Genomic DNA, 19,710 nt, shown 5'->3' with positions numbered 1-19,710 from the left:
GCCTCGTCTGGCGGAAAACTTGACGGTTTGTCCTTGCAGGACTGGCAATTACTCCGTCCTTACCCCTCCCTATTCCCTTTACCCCCCTCTCCCCTTTGGGGGAGAGGGTTGGGGTGAGGGGGTCATTGCGAGCGAAGGGTCACAGACCCGGAGCGTGGCAATCTTATGTTTGTTTCGGTGTGAGGACACGCCGAAACATGGAGGGGGCCTGCCCTCTTTTTTCCTGAACTAAACAGTTGACAGCTTGAGCACAAAAGAGTAGATTTTTTGTATAGTCGCTAAGGAAAATAAAGCTGTTGTACTATTTCACGAATTCGGTCCCGCTTTATTCGTTTATTCGGTTTATTGAAGAACAAATAGGGGCAGGTCAGAGTGACAGCGATGAAGAATAAGGTTGCTGAGACAATGTTTACGAGAAATCCTGAATTAGCAATAAGAAGAAAACTCAAAGTCTATCTCTATATAATTTTTACAATTCTTATAATTCAGGGCTGTGCTGCCACACCCACACCACAGACACCCCAGAAGACAGGCCATTGGGAAACTAGAACGCGGCAGACAGGGAATGCTAAATTTTCTGTTTCCGATCCTAATATGCGTATTATTGACGACCACACCGTTGAAGTTTTTGGTCGAATAATTGAAAGCGCATACGAAATTGAAACATTCAGAGTGTTTATTGGTGGCAGATACGAGTCTAAAGAACGAATTACGGTAAAGTGGCATAACTGGATGCCAAGCAGAGTTTTAATTCGCACGCCCTATGGAAAATATAGTGCAGAAGTATCTTCAGGTGGGGTATTCCGAACAACTATTAAGACACCTTCTTATGAACAGGAATACTTTCGTAGGCCATCGGCAAAAAAAAACTACACAGCCACCTCCGAGCTTAAATCTGTTGAGGTAGAACCTATTTCTCCTCCTGATGGCATTAGATTCCGTGCTCAAGGTCTTGCAGAAATACCAATTTGGTATTATAAATACACCCCTGTTCCACCTGAAAAGTTCGATGTCGAAAAAGCTGTCAACCGTTTTGCAGACCAAAACATTGCTACTGTTATTATAGTTTTTCAGGACAAAGAAAGTCGTTTGCCTCTGACCCCCACAGTTAGAATAACAGCCATTACGACTCCTTCCAATCAACGATTGATCGATAGGTGCACTGAACTTGGCTACAACAAAAAAGAGGCAGAGAAAATAATCGAGTACTTGGACGAATATGTGAATATAAAAGAAAATTTAGAACAAAGCAGCCAGACTGTCATTTTTAAGGGAATGGTAGGTTCAACTTATCGAATAAATGCTTCTCATGGAAAGTACTTATCTTTTTCTGGGATTATAAATATTGACAAAAAGCCACAAATAAGAAAAAAGGTTTTATTGGTTGAGAAAGGAAAAAAAATTCGTCTTGAAACTATAAACGATGCTGAAGGAGGCGAAATCATCGATGGACCATAATATCATCAAAAAAACAATCGAAAACAAAAAGAAGGATCTTGTGATGGCAAAAGTCTGCCTCTTTATGATAATACTTTTTTCAATCTGTCTTGTTCCTGAAGGGTTGTTTGCTTCAGGTTGTAAAAGTACATCTATGGCTACAGGGGAACGTTTTTTGGATGTTGAAAATTTTCGAGTAACACCCATTAATAAATTTAGTGCCAGAATCTCTGGGAAAATACGTACGGCACGATATGAAATAGCTTATGATCACCGAAGTGAACAGTGGAGACATAGGGCCGGATGCTCTGGTTCTCAATGTGCATATTTATCCTGTGACTTCCGTGGAAGATCACTGAAGTGGGAAGAGTATATGCCCAGTACGGTTGAGATTAAAAATCCTTTTGGGCCAGATACAACGTGCGATGTCTTGCAGGCAGGTGATTTTAGCTGTGTGATCAAAAGCGAAGAGATAGATGAGGGAACAAAAGAGAAAAAGTATTATTTTGATGATAGCTCCCTTATTCTTCCAAAAGGTTATAGTTTTTGGTCTGGAGATCGAGAAATCATTTTGATTGCGGCGAGCCCTGATAAATTCAGCGTTAGGCCATACTCGAGGCAAACAGTAAAGGGCTGGTATATAGATGCTTCAACCAAAACCATGGGAAAAATAGGAAAATTTATTAAGAAGGTCACTGTCAACGTGTATGAAAAAAATACACGTCTTCCGGTAACTTCAAAATGGACTACACCGGAATCGGTGGAATTTCTAACAGTAACTATAACGGGATTAAATGTTCCCTCAAAAGAAGATATCAGAACGGATTTGTTGCGAAAGTTCGATGGTTATATTACAGATAAGGCAATGACACACTTTCAAGATGGTGATATATTATGGGAAGGAGAAGTGCTTAAAAAATATGATGGATCATTTTCTTTTTTGGCCATTGAGGGCGCAACCTATAAAATAGAAACCCGCCACCCTAGATTCTATTATTTTTCGGGCATACTGACACCAGACAATACCCTAGAGACAAAACGTGCTATTTTGTTGATAGAGACAGGCAGTAAGGTTAGGGGTGACGACGAAGGACATGGGGGGGAAATGATTAGGGAAGATTGAGGATTAAGGAAGACAGAATGTACAGTGCTAATATTCGTCTGACAGCCTCGTAAGGTGGGCATTGTTTCACCCTGCAGACCTGGATTCCCGCCCCGTATCAAGTACGGGGCAGGCTCCAGCGGGAATGACATGATTTGATGTTTCGGTGTGTCCCCACACCGAAACGGATGAGAGATTGCTTCGCCCTTCGACAGGCTCAGGGCGAACGATCGAAGGGGGCTCCTCGCAATGACCTCCCCCTCCCATCCCTTTTCCCCAGCTTTTTCATTCACCCTCGGCAAAATTGTGCTAAAATCGCGGTACGTTATGGCCGAACCGACCTACCGATATAAGCCCGTCTGGGACGTCTTCCTGCGTACGGCCCACTGGTGGAATACGGTCACACTCGGGTTGCAGCTCGTAACCGGAACGGTGATTATCCTCCTCGGCGAGGAGATAGAAGGCGCGGCGCGCGATAAACTCCTCTTCATCCACCTCGCCTTCGGCTACCTCTTCGGGGCCGGGCTCTTCACGAGGCTTCTGTGGCTCTCTGTCGGCCCGCGCACGGCCCGGTTGAACGACATGCTTCCCCTCAGTCCCTACCAGAGGAGGGTCTTCGTCGATACGCTCCGCTACTACGCCGGCAGGCTCAAGGGCGAGCCGCCCCTATACTTCGCGCATAACTCGTTTGCCGGTATCATATACGTCGCCTTCTTCGCCGTGGCGGCCGCGCAGATACTGACGGGCACCATGATATTCAACACCCCAGAGCACATGCGGGAGGAGCTCTTCGCCATAGAGCTGCACGAGGCGGGCTACTTCTTCATACTGTTCTTCGTCGCGGCCCATCTCTTTGCCGTCTTCGTCCACGAGCTTGTCGAGAGGCACGGCATCATATCCGCCATGGTCCACGGCAGGAAGGCCTTTACAGAAGAGGATATCGAAACCCTCAAAGCAGAAGGAGGTATGTATGAACGGAAAGATTAATATCGTATTCGGGTTCTTCTACTTCGCATGCACGGCGCTCCTCGGCCCCGTACTGCTCCTGCCGGGTAAGGGCGCGGTCAATGAGGTCATGAAGGAGACCGCCGCCGTGGTCGAGCAGGTGCGCGCGGGGGAGGAGGAGAAGATAGCCCCGGCTGTAACGGGCATAATGGATTACCTACAGGCCTCCAAAAAGGCAGGACTCGTGGGGAGCGCGGTGCACGCGCACGGGAACCTCGAAGCGTTGCTTAATATAGTCGCCGGGTTGGTGCTCCTCTCCCTCGCCATACCCTCGAACTTCAAGGCGCTCCTGAGTATACTCTTCCTCTGCGGCGCTATTTTTCATTCGGGGATGTTATATCTTATCCTTGTCTTCGGGCAGGGCTGGGCCGGGAACTTCATGATAATAGGGAAGATATCCATAATCGCCGCCCTCGTCTTTACCGGCGTTGCATCTGTTATGGGCATAAAAAGTGGCGGGGAACTACGGGAGGAGGGGTAGGGAAGGGGAGGGCGGCTGGAAAGTCTTTTTTAAAAAAACGGTCATTCCTGCGGAAGCAGGAATCCAGTCTTTCCAAGGACTTCTGGACTCCCGCTTTCGCGGGAGTGACAGAACTATTGGGTTTTTCCACACCCGTCAATCGAAGACGTGCCGCATGACGAAGTAGACGTTCTCCTTCCGCTCCTTCAGGCGCCTCATTATATAGGCCATCCAGTTCGGCCCGTAGGGCACGTAGACCCGCACAATGTAGCCGTCGCGGGCGAGCTCCTTCTGGAGCGTCCGCCTTATCCCGAGCAGCATCTGGAACTCGAACCCGCTGCGCGAGATGCCGTTTTCTTCTACGAACCTCCTTGCTTCTTCGATAAGCCTCTCATCGTGCGTGGCGATGGCAGGGCGGTTGCCCTTAAGGAGAAGCTCCTTCATGAGGGTCGAGTAGCTCTCGTCAACGTCTTTTTTGTCGGGGTACGCAATATCGGGCGGCTCCTTGTAGGCCCCCTTGACGAGCCGGACGCTTATCCCTTTCTCTATCAGGAGCTTTACGTCCGCCCTGCTCCGGCGAAGGCAGGTCTGTATGGCCACGCCGACGTTTTCATGCTTCTCGTGGAGACGGACTACCGTATCGACGGTCCTCTGCGTATATCTCGACCCCTCCATGTCCACGCGCGCGAATTTTTTTAGTTTTCCGGCTTCCTTTATTATTGTCTCGGTATTCTTTTCCGCGAGCTCTTCGGAGATGTCGAGCCCCATGTGGGTGAGTTTTAAGGATATTGTAGATTGTACGCCGGTCTCTTTTATGTCGTTTATGAGGGCGAGGTATTCGACCACCGACTCCTCGGCCTCCTTTTCGTCCTTTACGTTCTCCCCGAGGTTGTCGATGGTGGCGACTATGGAGTGGGTGTTGAGCTCGCGGGCTACCTCTATCGCTTCACCCCTCTCGTCTCCGGCGATGTAGCGTCCGGCGAAGTAGGAGAGAAAGCCCTTCACGCGTGTTCCTTCAGGAACCCGGCGACTAGCCCTTTAAGGCCGGGTGTTTCGATGTCCGCCACTTCGTAGCGCACCCGCACGGCGGGTTTTTTTATCTTGATAATTCCGGCGAGGTCTATCGGCGTGGCGATAAGCACCGCGTCGCACGGCACGGCATTCACCGTCTCTTCGAGATCTTTTATCTGAGCGGGGCTGTAGCCCATGGCCGGGACGAGATATTTAAGGTCGGGGTAGTTCTTCAGCGCCTCTTTTATCGAGCCGGTGGCATAGGGCCGGGGGTCCACGGGCTCGGCCCCGTGTTCACGGGCCGCGGCAAACCCGGCCCCGTAGCTCATCCCGCCGTGGGTGAGGGATGGGCCGTCCTCTATTACGAGCACTTTTTTGTCTTTTATCTCTCCTTCGACAGTAAAGGCCGAGGCCGTGAGGATAACCCTCGCTTCGGGGTTGCATTCTTTTACGTTTCTAAGGACCGTCCCGATATCTTTCCCGCTCGCGCTTGCGGCCTTATTGAGGATAACGCACTGCGCCCTCCTTAGATTGGCCTCGCCGGGCCAGTACGAGAGCTCGTGGCCGGGCCTGAGCGGGTCCACCACGACGAGCTCGAGGTCGGGCTTTATGAACGGGAGGTCGTTATTGCCGCCGTCCCAGACGATGACGTCGGCCTCCTCTTCGGCGCGCGCGAGGATGTCGGCGTAGTCCACTCCGGCGTAGACTGTTATGCCCGCTTCAACTATCGGCTCGTACTCCTCCATCTCCTCTATGGTACAGCCCGACTCCTTAATCTCTTCCACCGACGCGAACCTTTGGACCCGCTGCTTTTCCAGGTCCCCGTAGGGCATGGGGTGGCGTATGGCAACGGCTTTTTTACCGGCTTCGGCTATGGCATTGGCGATAAATCTCGTCACCCCGCTCTTGCCGCACCCGGTCCTTACGGCGCATACCGAGATGACCGGCTTTTTCGACTTGAGCATCGTCTTTTCCGCCCCGAGGAGCGTAAAGTCCGCGCCGAGCGCGGCCACCAGCGACGCCCTGTGCATGACATATTCGTGCGTCACGTCGCTGTAGGAGAAGACCACTTCGTCCACGTGCTTTTCTTTAATGAGCGACGAAAGTTTTTCCTCGGGGTAGACGGGTATGCCTTCGGGGTAGAGCGGGCCCGCGATAGACGCGGGATAGGTGCGGTCCTGTATGTAGGGTATCTGGGCGGCGGTGAAGGCTACGACTTCGATTGACGGATCTTCTCTGTAGCGGACGTTGAAGTTATGAAAGTCCCGCCCCGCCGCCCCCATTATGAGAATACGTTTTTTCTGCACTATAGAAATTTTTTCACCGCCTCGATCGCCTTCCACATAAGTTCCTCGTCGTGGGCCTCGACCGTGTAGACGGGGTCAGGGGAGTGTTCCTTCAAGAGCTTGAAGAAGAGGTCGAACTCTATGTTGCCGCCGCCCACGGGCAGATGCGCGTCGAAGTCGCCTCTGTTGTCGTGTATGTGCACCTCGCCCACAAGCGGGCCGAGTGCGGTGAACCACTCCTCCATGGAGACCTTTGAGAAGAGGTTCAGGTGGCCGGTGTCGAGGCATACGCGTAGGCTCGGGGAGTCTATCTTTTCCACGAGGGCCTTGAGCGACTCCGGGGTCTCCTCGAAGATGTTCTCAACGACGATGACCGTGCCTATGCGCTCGGCCTCCGCCACTACCTGGGGCCAGCTCTTAAGGCTCTGGGCGAACCAGACGTCCATCCGGTCGTCGAACCTCCTGGCGTCGTAGTCGGCGTGGAGCACCACGGTAGCCGCTCCGAACGCCGAGGCCGCGTCAAGCGTCTGGAGGAACCTCTCGACCGTCATGGCCCGGATCCCCTCGTCCACGCCCCCCGGGGAGAGGTCCATGTAGGGGCCGTGGAGCGTTATCCGGAGCTCTTTTTTACGAAACTCTTCCCCGATGCTGCTAAGCTCCCTCGGGTCGGCCGCCTCTATGCTCTCGCCGGTCATATATATCTCGGGGTTGAGCCCGGCATCGAGGACCTCGTCGAGCCTCTTCATGAGGTCGGGGTAGGGGATGTGTACCTGAATTTTTTTTCCATTATTTCCGCTTATTTCCATTTTTTTCATTTCTTTCCATTTTTTCCGTCTTTCCCAGCTTCTCCGTTTCTTCCCTTCGCCGCCTTTTCCACAGGCCGCTCTATGGTATATCCGCGACAGCGTATAGGGTAAGGCGCCTCCGTCTATTAAATCCCAAAACTCCCCGTTATTCAAGGAAAAATCGATTCCCGCCTCTACCTAAACCTCCAGAAAAACCTTGACTTTTATCTTTGTACACAGTATACGATTATTATATGGAAAAGATACGAGTTTTAGACTCTCCGGTCGAAAAACCCCTCACCCTGAGGGAACGGATTGTCGAGTTCATAAAGGACGCCATCGTAAGCGAGCGGCTCAGGCCCGGCGAGAGGGTACCGGAGCAGGAAATAGCCGAGAGCTTCGGCATAAGCAGGACCCCCATACGCGAGGCCTTCAGGCAGCTCGAAAGCGAGGGCTTTATTACCGTGGTCCCGAGGAAGGGGGCCGTGGTAAGCCCCATAACGGATAAAGACGTGGTGGAGTTCTATGCCATAAAGAGCCTGCTCGAAGGGTATGCCGCGCAAGAGGCATGCCCGAAGCTTACCGAAAGGGAGATAAAGAGGCTCAAGAACCTCAACGCCCAGATGCTCCGGTGCGCCGAGAAGGAAGACGTAAAGGGCTTCTTCAGGCTCGATAACCAGTTCCACGAAACGTTCCTCATGGCCTGCGGCAACGAAAAGCTCTGCACCCTGGTACATCAGCTCGTCCAACAGTTCGAGCGCTTCAGGGTCACGGCCCTTTCCTTGAAGGGACGGATGCACAACTCGGTAAAGCAGCACGATGAGATAATCGCCGCGTTCGAGGGAGGTAACGGGGTGCTGGTAGAGCAGCTCGTAAGGGACAACGCCGAGATGAGCGCGGAAATACTGGTCAGGGAAATCTTGAAGGAAGCGGGTGGAGATGAAACTAATAAGCACTCCTGACGCCGCCGCAAGGCTGGCCAGGACCATAGTGTCCGACATCGTCCTGTATAATAAGGAGAAGATACAGGCGGGGATAGAGAACGACAACCTCTTCGATGAGATCGACGACCTCCTCAAGGAGGGGGAAAAACTCTACCTGAGCCGCGTGGAGCCCGAACTCGTCAAAAAGACCAACTTCTACAACAGTGCGATCGTCAATATACTCGTAAAAAGAAGCGGCGATATAGAGTCAAAGATCTGGTAGCGTGTGACACGCGTAGTGCGTGACGCACGAGTGCGTGACACACGTAGGGGGCTTACGCCTCCGTCCGAGATGTTCCTGTCCGAAAACCCCCTTTCCATGGAAACTACCCATACCTTCACCGTATCCGAACCGGACGTATCGAAGAGGCTTGACGTGTTCCTTGCCGAAAGGCTTCCGGAAGATATCTCCCGCTCGGGGATAAAGAACCTCATAAAGAAGGGGCTCGTCCTCGCAGGCGGCAGTACGGTAAAGGCGGGCCACAGGCTCAGGTCCGGTGAGGAGGTCAGGATAAATATCCCGGAGCCCACACCGTCCGGGGTCGTGCCCGAGCTGATACCGCTCGATATAATCCATGAGGACGATGACGTAATAGTAATAAACAAGCCGCCGGACCTTACCGTGCACCCCGGTGCCGGGAGGAGTGCCGGTACGCTCGTGAACGCCCTCCTCCACCATACGAAGAACCTCTCTTCCATAGGGGGCCCTCTCCGGCCCGGCATAGTCCACAGGCTCGATAAGGACACCTCCGGCTCGCTCGTGGTGGCCAAGACCGACCGGGCCCACCTCTCGCTCGCGAAACAGTTCGAGGAGCACACGACCACCAGGCGCTACCACGCGCTTGTCTGGGGCGCGGTGGAGGACGACGAGAGCACAGCCGAGGGCATAATAGATCTGGCCATAGGCAGGGATATCGCTAACAGGAAGAAGATATCCACGAAGAGCAGAAAGAAGAGAGCGGCCGTGACGCGCTACAGGGTCGTCCGCCGCTTCGAGGGCTTTACCCTCCTCGAGGTCTCTCCGGAGACCGGCCGCACTCACCAGATAAGGGTACACCTCCAGGCCATAAAGCACCCTATCGTGGGGGACCCGCTCTACGGCAGGAAAACACTCCCGCCTAACCTCGATAAGCCGCTCCACGACGCGCTGAAGGGGACAAAGACCCAGTGCCTCCACGCGTCGGTCATAGGTTTTAACCATCCGACCGGGCCGGGCGGGCCGGGCGGGAACGCCTACGTGGAGTTCAGCGCCCCGATGCCGCCGGTCATGAAAAAGCTTTTGAAACTACTCGAAGAGAGAGCCGTTGCCTGAGCGGAGCGGGATAATATATGCCTCCTCGGAGAGGTTTTTCCCTTCCGACTCCGTGGTACATGGTTTTCTCGGCAGGGTGGGGGGGGTGGGGGGGGTAAGTCCCGCGCCGTTCTCTTCGCTCAACCTCGGGGGCCGGGTCGGGGACGACCCGGAGAACGTAAGAAAGAATAAAGAGGCCGTTGCCGCAGCCTTCGGCTTTGCCGCGGATATGCTCGTAACCCCCCGACAGGTACACGGAGACGGCGTGGCGGTGGTGGAGGGCGCGGGCGACGAGGCCGTCGAGGCCGACGGGGCAGTGACGGCCGTTAAAGGTCTGGCAATAGGGGTCCTCACGGCCGACTGCGTTCCGATACTGCTCTTCGACCCGGTAAAGAGGGCCGTTGGGGTTGTGCACGCGGGATGGAAAGGGACCCTTAAGGGGGTGGCCTCAAGGACCGTGGAGGCCATGGAGAGTGGTTTCGGCTCCAGGCCAGGGGATATACTGGCCGCTATCGGTCCGTGTATCGGGGTTTGCTGCTACCGCGTTGGCGAGGAAGTGGCCTCGGAGTTCGAAAGGGTCTTGGGTATTGGCACGGAATATGTGGTCCGGGAGGGGGGTGAGGGGGGGGAGGGGAAGGCGTCCAGTGTCGACCTCGGCGGGGCGAATACGGCAAAACTCCTCTCCGCCGGCCTGCTCGAGGAAAACGTAACGAATGAATCGGCTTGCACTTCGTGCCGTAACGATATATTCTTCTCCTACAGGAAGGACGCAGCGGTGACGGGCAGGCAGCTGAGCTTCATAATGTTAAAGGAGTAGGTCGTGACGGTGGTGGGGCTTACAGGCGGGGTGGCTTCCGGCAAGAGTCATGTGGCGGCCGTGTTTAAAAAACTCGGCGCGCACCTTATAGACGCCGACGAGATAGCGAGGGAGGTCGTAAACCCGGGGGAGCCGGCCCACGGGGAGATAGTGGAAGAGTTCGGAGAAGGGGTCCTGAACGAGGACGGCACGATAGACCGGAAGGGCCTCGGGGCTATGGTCTTCGGGGACCCCGGAGCGCGAGAGAAGCTCAACGCCATAACCCATCCCCGGATAATGGACGAGATAGAGAAGCGGACCGAATGCTTACGAAAGGGGCATCCGGACGGGATAGTCATAGTTGACGCCCCGCTCCTTATAGAGGTGGGGCTCCACAGGAAGATGGATAAGGTCGTAGTGGTGCATACCGACGATGAGACGCTCGTAAAGAGGCTCATGAAGAGGGACGGCCTTACCGAAGACGAGGCGAGGGCGCGGCTGGCGGCCCAGATGCCCGTAAGCGAGAAGGTCCGGTACGCCGACTTCGTTATCGACAGCACCGGGAGCAAGGAAGATACCGTGAAGAAGGCCGAGGAGGTATACAGGAAGATCGAGGGCGGATAAAAAGAAGGGGGGGGGTGCCAGTATTAAAAAAAATTTAGAAAAGTATTGACAGGCCGATTTAGCCGTGATAATCTCAGAATACTTCCTTTCAAAAGGATATTCATAAGATAATTCCATCATACCTGAAAACACAATCCGAATGCCACTAATCCAAGAGGTAGGAATCCGCGAGGCTAGGAAGTAGGAATTCGCGAGGCCATGAAGTAGGAACCCACGAGGTAAGGTAGTCCGTCTTTGAACATTCCCGGAGAGGTCTTTTACACTATAAACCCCCACAGGTACACCCACAAACACAAAAACCATAGGAGTATTACATGAATCTTAAGGAATTGAAGGAAAAGAAGATAAACGAGCTTGCGAGCCTCGCCCAGAAGTACAAGATAGACAATGCCGCTACCATGAGGAGGCAGGATCTGATATTTTCTCTCCTTCAGGCCCAGTCCGAGCAGAACGGGATGATATACGGCGAGGGGGTGCTTGAGACCCTGCCCGACGGCTTCGGCTTTCTCCGGGCCCCGGACTATAACTACCTTCCCGGCCCCGACGACATCTACGTCTCACCGTCCCAGATAAGAAGGTTCAACCTCCGGACCGGTGACATAATCTCCGGACAGATAAGGCCGCCGAAGGAGGGGGAGAGGTACTTCGCCCTCTTGAAGGTAGAGCAACTTAACCATGAATCGCCCGATAAGGCCAAGGACAAGATACTTTTCGATAACCTCACCCCGCTTTATCCCGAGGAGAGGCTGGACCTCGAGATACCGCCCAAGAGCGACCTCTGTATGAGGATCATGGACCTCTTCACACCCGTTGGCAAAGGCCAGAGGGGCCTTATCGTATCCCCGCCGAGGGCCGGTAAGACCATGCTGCTCCAGAAGATGGCCAACTCCATTACAACGAACCAGCCCGAGGTGGTCCTCCTGGTCCTTCTGATAGACGAGAGGCCCGAGGAGGTGACCGACATGCAGAGGTCGGTCAAGGGGGAGGTCATAAGCTCGACCTTCGACGAGCCCGCCCAGAGGCACGTGCAGGTGGCCGAGATGGTCATAGAGAAGGCCAAGAGGCTCGTCGAGCACCAGAAAGACGTAGTGATACTGCTCGACAGCGTCACCCGGCTCGCCAGGGCCTACAATACGGTCGTACCGCCGAGCGGCAAGATCCTCTCCGGCGGCGTGGACTCCAACGCGCTCCATAAGCCCAAGAGGTTCTTCGGCGCCGCCAGGAACATCGAGGAGGGTGGCAGCCTCACCATCATAGCCACCGCGCTCATAGAGACCGGCAGCAGGATGGACGAGGTCATATTCGAGGAGTTCAAGGGCACGGGCAATATGGAGATAGTGCTCGACAGGAAACTCGCCGACAGGAGGGTATTCCCCGCCATAGACCTGAACAAGTCCGGCACCAGGAAAGAGGACCTGCTGATTCCCAAGGAGGACCTGAACAGGATATGGATACTCAGGAAGGTCCTCCAGCCCCTTAACCCGGTCGAGAGCATGGAGTTTCTCCTCACTAAGATTCAGAGCACCAAGAGCAACAAGGAGTTCCTCCAGTCCATGAGCAAGTAGCCTGGTCCGGCTTTCTCGCGCCTGTCTATTCTATTTCGGCCATTCCATTCCGTCACATTCGGCACTCCTTTTCGGGCGGTGAGAGCCCCGACTTTGCCCTGATTAAATGTAGTTGACATATAATTAAATATGATTTATACTCAATTAATTGTAAGTTGCCCGTATTCCTACGGGAATGGATTAGTTTCGTGAAAAATACCGGCGACATCATAATAAAGGGCGGCTCCGCCCGGGGGAGGCTATTTGCGCTCCTGCTTCTCGGCCTTATAGCCACGGGTTGCGCGGCCGCGCATGCCGTGGCCGTGAAGGACGCCGATATGCTGGCCGCCCGGGGGGAGTGGGACGAGGCGGTACTTAAGTACGCCGAGGCCTACGACGAAGACCCCACCAACATCCACTACAAGATAAAGTACAGGCGCGCCAGGGTCGAGGCGGGCAGGATACACTTCGACCGGGGCGAGGAGCACCTCGGGGAAGGGAAACACGATGCGGCCATCCTGGAGTTCCGGGCCGCCATTCTCATGGACCCGACCCTCGGCAAGGCCAGGGAGTCGCTTAAGAAGGCCGAGAGGGCCAGGGAGTCCATATACCATTACGGCAGGGGCCTCAAGGCCCTTAAGGCCGGAGAGAAGAGGGAGGCCAAACGGGCCTTCAAGAAGTCGCTTTCCCTGGACCCCGATAACAAGGCCGTAGCCGATGAACTCGCCGGGCTCAAGAAGAAAAGTGCGCTCGTAATCGGCGGCTACGAGCTCGACCTCAAGTCCACCAAACCCATTACCCTGGAGTTCAGAAGCGCGGGGGTCAAGAAGGTCTTCGAGGTGCTCTCGAAGCTCTCGGGCATAAACTTCATCTTCGACAGCGACATGAGGGACACCAAGACTTCCGTGTTCCTGAAGGACGCCACCTTCCATCAGGCCCTTGAGCTGATCCTCACCACCAGCAAGCTGGCCAGGAAGGCCGTAAGCGAGAACACCCTCGTCATATATCCCGATACCCCGCAGAAGGCCAAGCAGTACGAGGAGAAGCTCATAAAGGTCTTCTACCTTACCAACAGCGACGCCAAGAAGATGGTTAACCTGCTGAGGACCATGATAAAGGCGCGGGACATCTACGTGCACGCGGAGTTGAACGCCATCGTGGTCCGCGCCAACCCCGACGCCATTGAGCTCGCCAAGAAGATAATCGAGGCCACCGACCTCGCCGACTCCGAAGTCGTACTCGAGGTCGAGGTGATGGAGGTGAGCCGCAACAACGGCTTCAACCTCGGAATCGACCTCAGTCCGGACGCGATAACGGTCGCGGTCCCCTCAAGCGCCGACCCGTTGACCGCCGGGATTATCACCATGGGCGACCTCGACAAGATATCCACCGGCAAGGACCTCCTCATAACGCTCCCGATGGGCATCATCAACTTCATGAAGGAAGACCTCGACGTCGAGATACTCGCGAACCCGCGGATAAGGGTAAAGAATAACGAGAAGGCCAAGATACACATAGGCGAGAGGATACCCATCATAACGGCGACGGTAACCACCGGCGGGACGACGTCGGACAGCGTCCAGTACCTGGACGTGGGGCTGAAGCTCAACGTGGAGCCCACCATACGGCCTAACGACGAGATAGACATAAAGGTCAGCCTCGAGGTCAGCTCGCTCGGGGACAGGACCACGACCGCCTCCGGCACGGTGGTCTACCAGATAGGGACGCGCAATACCGAGACCGTCTTGAGGCTCTCCGACGGGGAGACCCAGCTCATAGGAGGGCTTATAAGCGACGAGGAGAGGACTACCGTAAAGAAGATACCCGGCCTCGGGGATATTCCCGTTCTGGGGAAACTCTTCTCCAACACGGAAAAGGAAAGGGTCAAGACCGACATACTGCTTTCCATCACCCCGCACATAGTAAGAAGGCTCGATGTACCGGATGAGGAAAACACCGAGTTCCTTTCCGGCAGGGAGGATACCCCCGCCCCCGGACCCGTTATCGGGGGCTTCGAGGAGGAAAGGGGAGGAGTGGGCGCCATGCCCGTGCCTCCACCGCCGCCTCTCCCGCCGGGTACGTTCCCGGAAGCTCCCGAAGAAGAGGAGTTGCTTCCTCCTTTCAGGACGCCCGGGCAGGGCCAACCTCCCCCACCTTCCTCCAGGTTCGTTCCCCCGGGGGCGTGACTGACAGGGGGGCCGGCCGGTGTTCCCTGCAACTATAATAATAACGGGCACAAGGGGTGAAAGGCATGGGACGGAAGGGGTGGACCTTCATAGAGCTCATCATAACCATTGCCATCCTCGCGGTGCTGGCCTCGGTGGTCGTCCCGCTTTCCCATATGAGCGTGAAGAGGTCCAAAGAGGTCGAGCTCAGAAGGGACTTGAGGATGCTCCGCACCGCGATAGACGACTACAAGAGGGCCTGGGATGAGGGGAGGATAATCCGGAAGGTCGACGAATCGGGCTACCCCGAAGACCTCATGGTACTGGTGGAGGGGATCGAGGACGCGAAGAGCCCGGAGTCGGACAGGCGTATCAGGTTCCTCCGCAGGATCCCGCGCGACCCCATGAGCCAGGACATCTACTCCGACCCCGAGGAGACATGGGGGCTCAGGAGCTACGAAAGCGACCCGGACAGCCCGGAAGAAGGGGACGACGTCTTTGACGTCTATTCCAGGAGCGAGGAGACGGCTATTGACGGAACGCTCTACAGCAGCTGGTAGGAAGGCACCGGTTTCAGGCGCCGGCTTTACCCTGATAGAAATTATGGTGGTGCTCACCCTTATCGCGATCCTGGCGAGCATCGCCGTGCCCCTGTACCGCAACTCGGTTGTAAAGGCCAGGGAGGCGGCACTGCTGGAGAACCTCTACAGGATGCGCGAGGCCATAGACAAATACTACGCCGACATGGATGAGTACCCCCCGAGCCTCTCGGAGCTCGTCGAGAAAAAATACATACGGACGGTGCCCGAGGACCCCGTCACCAAATCAAGCGATACGTGGGTCGAGGTCCCGGCGGAAGAGGGGAGCGGTGTGTACGACGTGCACTCCGGGAGCGAGCTTGTGGGGCGTAGCGGCACACCCTACAGCGAGTGGTGAACCGGGGGGAGGGGGGGGAGATGGGGAAGTGGGGGCCGGGGGGGGATCAGGGTTTTAGCTTCGTGGCCCTTCTCTTCGCCATTACGCTCATAGGCATAGCGCTCGCTACTACCGGGGTCGTATGGAGTACTAACATGCAGAGGGAGAGGGAGGCGGAACTCCTCTTCAGGGGCGGACAGATAAGGGACGCCATCGGGAGGTACTATAACGGAAGCCCGGGGGCCAAGAGGTATCCGAGGAAGCTCGAGGACCTTATAAAGGACCGGAGGCAGCCGTCTATAAAACGCTACCTCAGGAAGCTCTATACGGACCCCATGACCGGCAACTCCGACTGGCAGGCCGTAAAGGCCAAGGACGGCGGGATAATGGGGGTGAAGAGCAACAGTAAGAAGGAACCCTACAAAAAGGGCAACTTCCGGGAAGAGTTCAGCTCTTTCGAGGGGAAGGAGAGCTACAACTCCTGGGAGTTCGTCTATAAGCCGGAGGATGAATCCCGGAAGGAAACGGAAAAGGGAAAGACGGAGAAAAAGGGGAAAAATTAGGGTCGGGGATTTATAGAAGACATGGCACACTTCAAAGTCAGAGCGGCGACACCGGAGGGCAGGGTGTTGACGAGGGAGGTCGAGGCCTCCACCGGAGAAGAGGCGAGGGCCCAGGTTGAGAGGGACGGCCTTTACGCGGTGGACGTGCGTCCAAAGGGGGTTGCTCTTCCGGGCCTACAAGGGCGTAAAGGGGGTGTCAAAGCTTCCGAGTTCCTGGTGTTCAACCAGGGCCTCGTCACCCTCTTAAAGGCCGGGATTCCCGTTGTAGAGGGCTTTGAGACCATGCTGCACCAGAAGGGGAATAACCCTCGTTTCTCGGACGCCATAGCGGATGCCCTGAGGGAGATACGCAACGGCCAACCCATCTCGGAGGCCATGAGGACGAACCCCGTGGTCTTCCCGCCCCTTTACACGGCGTCCATAAGCGCCGGGGAGAGGACCGGGGACCTTATACCCGCGATATCGGGATACATCGAATACATGAAGAGGATGGAGGCCGTAAGGAAGAAGGTCGTATCGGCCGTGACCTATCCGTTGTTCTTGAGCGTGGCGAGCGTGGCGATCATTATTTTCCTTCTGGGCTACGTTGTGCCCTCTTTCGCGAGCATATACATGAATGCGGGTGCGGAGCTGCCGCTCCCAACGAGGGTACTTATGGGGGTTACGGATTTTTTACAGTATAACTTCTGGCTACTTGTCATTACTCTTTTCTTCGTGGTAGTAGGGCTGAGGGCTTTTCTGGAGACCTCGGCCGGGAGGCTTTACCTCGACAGGATAAAGCTTCTTCTGCCTCAGTTCGGCGAGATATTCAAGGGGTACGCGATAGCCAAGTTCGCAAGGACGCTCGGCATGGTGTTGACCTCGGGGGTGCCGCTTGTCCAGGCGCTTTCGATGGTGAAGGGGGTGCTGGGCAACTCCGTCCTTGAAGGAAGGCTTGAGTACGTTATAAAGAGGGTCAGGGAGGGAGAGGCGGCAAGTACCGCCATGGCCGAGGTGGAGTTCATGTCCGATATTACGCTTAAGATGTTCACCGTGGGCGAGAGGGCGGCCAGCCTCCCGGCGGTCCTCGGCGACATAGCCGACTTTAATGACGAAGAGGTCGCGCATAAAATAAACGTCATGACGGACCTGATCGAGCCGGCCCTTATGATAATCATGGGGTTTGTGATAGCCGCTATAGTGGTGGGGCTGTACCTGCCCATATTCATGATGGGGGAGGTCTTATAAGCCATGGCGTTACCTACCAAGAAGGAGATTGGCAGGATACTGGAGGGCAAGGGTTTCATATCGGAGGACTCCATCCGGGAGGCAATCGAGCTTCTTAATAAAGAGGGCATACGTTTCGGGGAGGCCTGCATGAAGCTCGGGCTTATAGACGAGCGCCAACTCGTCGAGGCCCTCGCCGACCAGTACGGTCTTGAGATGATCGACATCGAGAGGGTCGAGGTGGACGAGGAGGCGCTGAACCTTATACCCGTTGAGGTGCTCCACAGGTGCAAGGTGGTGCCCGTAAGGCACGGGGAGGCGACCCTCGTCGTCACCGCCGACCCCACCGACATACTCAAGCTCGACGACATCGAGCGTATGATAGAGGAGGGGGGGGGGAGTGTCGACGGGGTGGCCGTGGGCACCCCCACTGATATAGAAAGGCTTCTCACCCGCGGCGGCGGCTCAAGGAGGATCTTGAGAGAGGTGGAAGAGGGCTTCGATATCGAGTCCCTCAAGGTGGGGGACGATGAGGACGAATCGATCCTGTCCATAGAAAAGATAAGCGAGGACGCGAGCCCGGTCGTAAAGCTCGTGGATACCACCATATACGACGCCATCTCGAAGAGGGCGAGCGACATACACCTCGAGAGCGGCAATGAGGGCCTTACGGTCAAGTACAGGCTCGATGGCGTCCTCCACAAGGTCATGGGGCCGATAGACAGGAAGTTCCAGGCGAGCATAGTCTCCAGGGTAAAGGTTATGAGCGAGCTCGATATATCCGAGAGGAGGATACCCCAGGACGGCAGGTTCAAGATAAGGCTCAAGAACAAGACCATAGACTTCAGGGTGTCTATCATGCCGAGCATCCACGGCGAGGACGCCGTTATAAGGGTGCTCGACAAGGAGCACATAACCCGCGAGTTCGAGCACCTGAGCCTGGACCTTCTCGGCTTCGGAGATAAAGAGGTGCAGCACTTGAGGAGGATGATACACGAGCCCTACGGCATGCTGCTCGTGACGGGCCCCACCGGAAGCGGAAAGACCACCACGCTATATGCCGCCATCTCCGAGATAAACACCGGAGAGGACAAGATAGTCACCATCGAGGACCCGGTGGAGTACGAGCTCAAGGGGATCATCCAGATACCGGTCAACGAAAAGAAGGGCCTTACCTTCGCCAGGGGGCTCCGCTCCGTCTTGAGGCACGACCCTGACAAGATCATGGTAGGCGAGATACGCGACCAGGAAACCGCACAGATAGCAATACAGGCCGCCCTTACCGGACACCTCGTCTTCACCACGGTCCACGCCAATAACGTATTCGACGTCATGGGTAGGTTCATCCACATGGGCATAGAGCCGTACAACTTCGTCACCGCGCTTAACTGCATCCTGGCCCAGAGGCTTCTGAGGCTCGTCTGCCCGGAATGTAAAACCCCGGTGGATATACCCCCCGATACTCTCCGGGATTCCGGCATCGACCCGCAGAACTGCAAAGACGCGACTTTTTATCGGGGCAAGGGCTGCGGGGAGTGTTTTAACACGGGTTACAGGGGCAGGAGGGCGGTGATGGAACTGCTGGACCTCTCCGACGAGATAAGGGACATGATAGCCAGCAAGGAGCCGATTTCGGTCATTAAGAGGAAGGCCGGGGAAGAAGGCATGGTGGGGCTCAGGCAGAGGGCGATAGAACTGGTGGTGGAGGGGAAGACGACCATCGAGGAGATAAACAGGGTCACTTTCGTGGAGTAGTTATGGATAAAAAATTTACAGGGATGGCCGTTAATGGGGAGGGGGGGGGGCTGGTGCTGGTCCAGGCCGAGAGGACGGGCTTAAAGTGGGCCGTTAAAAAGATGGCGGCGAGTGGCCTTGACGGGGGTTTCAGGGAGGCCGTAAGGGAGGCGGCGGGACCGTCCGGTATACGCCCGGACGCAATCTCGCTTTCCATACCGGATACGCTTGCGAAGACGGCGATACTCGACTTCGAGAGCCTGCCGGCAAAGACCAGCGAGGCGGACCGGGTTATAAGGTGGAAGGCAGCCTCAACCATGTACCTCCGTCCGGAGGAGTGCGCGATAGACTACCAACTCCTCTCTACCGGCGAGAGGGTAAAGGTCCTGGCAATAGCCGTAAAAAGGGAGATAATAACCGGCTACGAGGACGCCCTGACCGGGGCGGGCTTTACCGTAAGGAGGGTGGGCATACACTCCCTGAACATTCTGAACCTCTTCTCGGAGTATATTAAGGGCGTGGAGGACTTTTCGTTCATCACGTGTGAGGGCGGACGGTTCTCGGTCTTGATATTCAAGGGAGGGGCCCTCGATTTTTATCGGGCCAAGGACATAACCGGCCGTGAGCAAGAGCTTGGAAGGGAACTGGCAGCCTCCTTTACCTTTTACCTGAGCGCGCATAAGAATGTCCATATGGACAGGGTATATTTCTTAAGCGGCGATACCGGCCTCGGGGAGTTCCTCGCCGATGCGGCCGGCACCGAGGCCGAGCGGCTTAAGCCCGAGACCGTACTGACCGTCGAG

20 protein-coding genes are annotated in these 19,710 nt (G+C 55.5%); 17 read left to right on the top strand and 3 right to left on the bottom strand.

Annotation, left to right across the window (positions count from 1 at the left end):
- Nucleotides 1–381 precede the first annotated feature (381 nt).
- The 4 genes from V3W31_03890 (at nt 382) to V3W31_03875 (ending at nt 4,025) form a co-directional block, all read left to right on the top strand.
- Entirely contained in the window at nt 382–1,458 is a 1,077-nt protein-coding gene (locus V3W31_03890; GenBank protein MEE9614084.1) for a hypothetical protein, read from the top strand.
- Nucleotides 1,448–2,560 (top strand): hypothetical protein, encoded by a 1,113-nt coding sequence (locus tag V3W31_03885; protein MEE9614083.1) that lies wholly within the window; start codon nt 1,448–1,450, stop codon nt 2,558–2,560. Before V3W31_03890 ends, V3W31_03885 begins: the two co-directional genes overlap by 11 nt.
- Before the next feature lie 306 nt (nt 2,561–2,866).
- Complete coding sequence (locus V3W31_03880) at nt 2,867–3,526, top strand: cytochrome b/b6 domain-containing protein (protein ID MEE9614082.1); 660 nt, start codon at nt 2,867–2,869, stop codon at nt 3,524–3,526.
- Nucleotides 3,510–4,025, top strand: coding sequence for a hypothetical protein (locus V3W31_03875; protein ID MEE9614081.1), 516 nt, complete (start codon nt 3,510–3,512; stop codon nt 4,023–4,025). Before V3W31_03880 ends, V3W31_03875 begins: the two co-directional genes overlap by 17 nt.
- Nucleotides 4,026–4,160: 135 nt before the next feature.
- Here V3W31_03875 and V3W31_03870 read toward each other — a convergent pair whose 3' ends face one another.
- Genes V3W31_03870 through V3W31_03860 form a run of 3 tightly spaced genes read right to left on the bottom strand, consistent with a single transcriptional unit; the run spans nt 4,161 to nt 7,116 of the window.
- Entirely contained in the window at nt 4,161–5,009 is an 849-nt protein-coding gene (locus tag V3W31_03870; GenBank protein ID MEE9614080.1) for a proline dehydrogenase family protein, read from the bottom strand.
- A complete protein-coding gene (locus V3W31_03865) occupies nt 5,006–6,331 on the bottom strand; it encodes a cyclic 2,3-diphosphoglycerate synthase (protein MEE9614079.1) in 1,326 nt (441 codons plus the stop codon). The genes V3W31_03870 and V3W31_03865 overlap by 4 nt, the downstream gene beginning before the upstream one ends.
- Nucleotides 6,322–7,116, bottom strand: coding sequence for a sugar phosphate isomerase/epimerase family protein (locus tag V3W31_03860; protein MEE9614078.1), 795 nt, complete (start codon nt 7,114–7,116; stop codon nt 6,322–6,324). Before V3W31_03860 ends, V3W31_03865 begins: the two co-directional genes overlap by 10 nt.
- Nucleotides 7,117–7,340: 224 nt before the next feature.
- Between V3W31_03860 and V3W31_03855 the strand changes: the two genes are divergently transcribed.
- The 13 genes from V3W31_03855 to V3W31_03795 all read left to right on the top strand — a co-directional run.
- Nucleotides 7,341–8,048, top strand: coding sequence for a GntR family transcriptional regulator (locus V3W31_03855; protein ID MEE9614077.1), 708 nt, complete (start codon nt 7,341–7,343; stop codon nt 8,046–8,048).
- Nucleotides 8,026–8,292 carry a hypothetical protein gene (locus V3W31_03850; protein ID MEE9614076.1) on the top strand — a complete coding sequence of 89 codons (267 nt, stop codon included), beginning with the start codon at nt 8,026–8,028 and terminating at the stop codon, nt 8,290–8,292. Before V3W31_03855 ends, V3W31_03850 begins: the two co-directional genes overlap by 23 nt.
- A gap of 96 nt (nt 8,293–8,388) precedes the next feature.
- Nucleotides 8,389–9,381: an RluA family pseudouridine synthase gene (locus V3W31_03845; protein MEE9614075.1), complete on the top strand. Its 993-nt coding sequence runs from the start codon at nt 8,389–8,391 to the stop codon at nt 9,379–9,381.
- Nucleotides 9,374–10,177: a peptidoglycan editing factor PgeF gene (gene pgeF, locus V3W31_03840; protein ID MEE9614074.1), complete on the top strand. Its 804-nt coding sequence runs from the start codon at nt 9,374–9,376 to the stop codon at nt 10,175–10,177. The genes V3W31_03845 and pgeF overlap by 8 nt, the downstream gene beginning before the upstream one ends.
- Before the next feature lie 3 nt (nt 10,178–10,180).
- Nucleotides 10,181–10,780 carry a dephospho-CoA kinase gene (gene coaE, locus V3W31_03835; protein ID MEE9614073.1) on the top strand — a complete coding sequence of 200 codons (600 nt, stop codon included), beginning with the start codon at nt 10,181–10,183 and terminating at the stop codon, nt 10,778–10,780.
- Between the two features lie 314 nt (nt 10,781–11,094).
- Nucleotides 11,095–12,345, top strand: a complete 1,251-nt coding sequence (rho, locus tag V3W31_03830) for a transcription termination factor Rho (GenBank protein ID MEE9614072.1) — start codon at nt 11,095–11,097, stop codon at nt 12,343–12,345.
- Between the two features lie 188 nt (nt 12,346–12,533).
- Nucleotides 12,534–14,510, top strand: coding sequence for a tetratricopeptide repeat protein (locus tag V3W31_03825; GenBank protein ID MEE9614071.1), 1,977 nt, complete (start codon nt 12,534–12,536; stop codon nt 14,508–14,510).
- Between the two features lie 65 nt (nt 14,511–14,575).
- On the top strand, nt 14,576–15,049 hold the full coding sequence (locus V3W31_03820) for a type II secretion system protein (GenBank protein ID MEE9614070.1): 474 nt from the start codon (nt 14,576–14,578) through the stop codon (nt 15,047–15,049).
- Entirely contained in the window at nt 15,021–15,425 is a 405-nt protein-coding gene (locus V3W31_03815; protein MEE9614069.1) for a prepilin-type N-terminal cleavage/methylation domain-containing protein, read from the top strand. The genes V3W31_03820 and V3W31_03815 overlap by 29 nt, the downstream gene beginning before the upstream one ends.
- Nucleotides 15,426–15,445: 20 nt before the next feature.
- Nucleotides 15,446–15,967: a type II secretion system protein gene (locus V3W31_03810; GenBank protein ID MEE9614068.1), complete on the top strand. Its 522-nt coding sequence runs from the start codon at nt 15,446–15,448 to the stop codon at nt 15,965–15,967.
- A gap of 21 nt (nt 15,968–15,988) precedes the next feature.
- A complete protein-coding gene (locus V3W31_03805) occupies nt 15,989–17,194 on the top strand; it encodes a type II secretion system F family protein (protein ID MEE9614067.1) in 1,206 nt (401 codons plus the stop codon).
- A 3-nt stretch (nt 17,195–17,197) separates the two neighbouring features.
- Nucleotides 17,198–18,928: an ATPase, T2SS/T4P/T4SS family gene (locus V3W31_03800; protein ID MEE9614066.1), complete on the top strand. Its 1,731-nt coding sequence runs from the start codon at nt 17,198–17,200 to the stop codon at nt 18,926–18,928.
- A 2-nt stretch (nt 18,929–18,930) separates the two neighbouring features.
- On the top strand, nt 18,931–19,710 hold a 780-nt coding region (locus tag V3W31_03795; protein MEE9614065.1), incomplete at its 3' end, for a hypothetical protein.

It is taken from the genome of Thermodesulfobacteriota bacterium, assembly GCA_036482575.1.
Taxonomy (GTDB): domain Bacteria; phylum Desulfobacterota; class GWC2-55-46; order GWC2-55-46; family JAUVFY01; genus JAZGJJ01.
Note: the sequence above shows the minus strand (reverse complement) of the source record. Positions and strands in the feature narration are given on the sequence as shown.

Excerpts from the sequence above, each read along its gene's own strand:
- V3W31_03890 (MEE9614084.1), top strand. The coding sequence starts at position 382 with ATGAAGAATAAGGTTGCTGAGACAATGTTTACGAGAAATCCTGAATTA.
- V3W31_03885 (MEE9614083.1), top strand. The coding sequence starts at position 1,448 with ATGGACCATAATATCATCAAAAAAACAATCGAAAACAAAAAGAAGGAT.
- V3W31_03880 (MEE9614082.1), top strand. The coding sequence starts at position 2,867 with ATGGCCGAACCGACCTACCGATATAAGCCCGTCTGGGACGTCTTCCTG.
- V3W31_03875 (MEE9614081.1), top strand. The coding sequence starts at position 3,510 with ATGAACGGAAAGATTAATATCGTATTCGGGTTCTTCTACTTCGCATGC.
- V3W31_03860 (MEE9614078.1), bottom strand. The coding sequence starts at position 7,116 with ATGAAAAAAATGGAAATAAGCGGAAATAATGGAAAAAAAATTCAGGTA.
- V3W31_03855 (MEE9614077.1), top strand. The coding sequence starts at position 7,341 with ATGGAAAAGATACGAGTTTTAGACTCTCCGGTCGAAAAACCCCTCACC.
- V3W31_03850 (MEE9614076.1), top strand. The coding sequence starts at position 8,026 with ATGAAACTAATAAGCACTCCTGACGCCGCCGCAAGGCTGGCCAGGACC.
- V3W31_03845 (MEE9614075.1), top strand. The coding sequence starts at position 8,389 with ATGGAAACTACCCATACCTTCACCGTATCCGAACCGGACGTATCGAAG.
- rho (MEE9614072.1), top strand. The coding sequence starts at position 11,095 with ATGAATCTTAAGGAATTGAAGGAAAAGAAGATAAACGAGCTTGCGAGC.
- V3W31_03820 (MEE9614070.1), top strand. The coding sequence starts at position 14,576 with ATGGGACGGAAGGGGTGGACCTTCATAGAGCTCATCATAACCATTGCC.
- V3W31_03810 (MEE9614068.1), top strand. The coding sequence starts at position 15,446 with ATGGGGAAGTGGGGGCCGGGGGGGGATCAGGGTTTTAGCTTCGTGGCC.
- V3W31_03805 (MEE9614067.1), top strand. The coding sequence starts at position 15,989 with ATGGCACACTTCAAAGTCAGAGCGGCGACACCGGAGGGCAGGGTGTTG.
- V3W31_03800 (MEE9614066.1), top strand. The coding sequence starts at position 17,198 with ATGGCGTTACCTACCAAGAAGGAGATTGGCAGGATACTGGAGGGCAAG.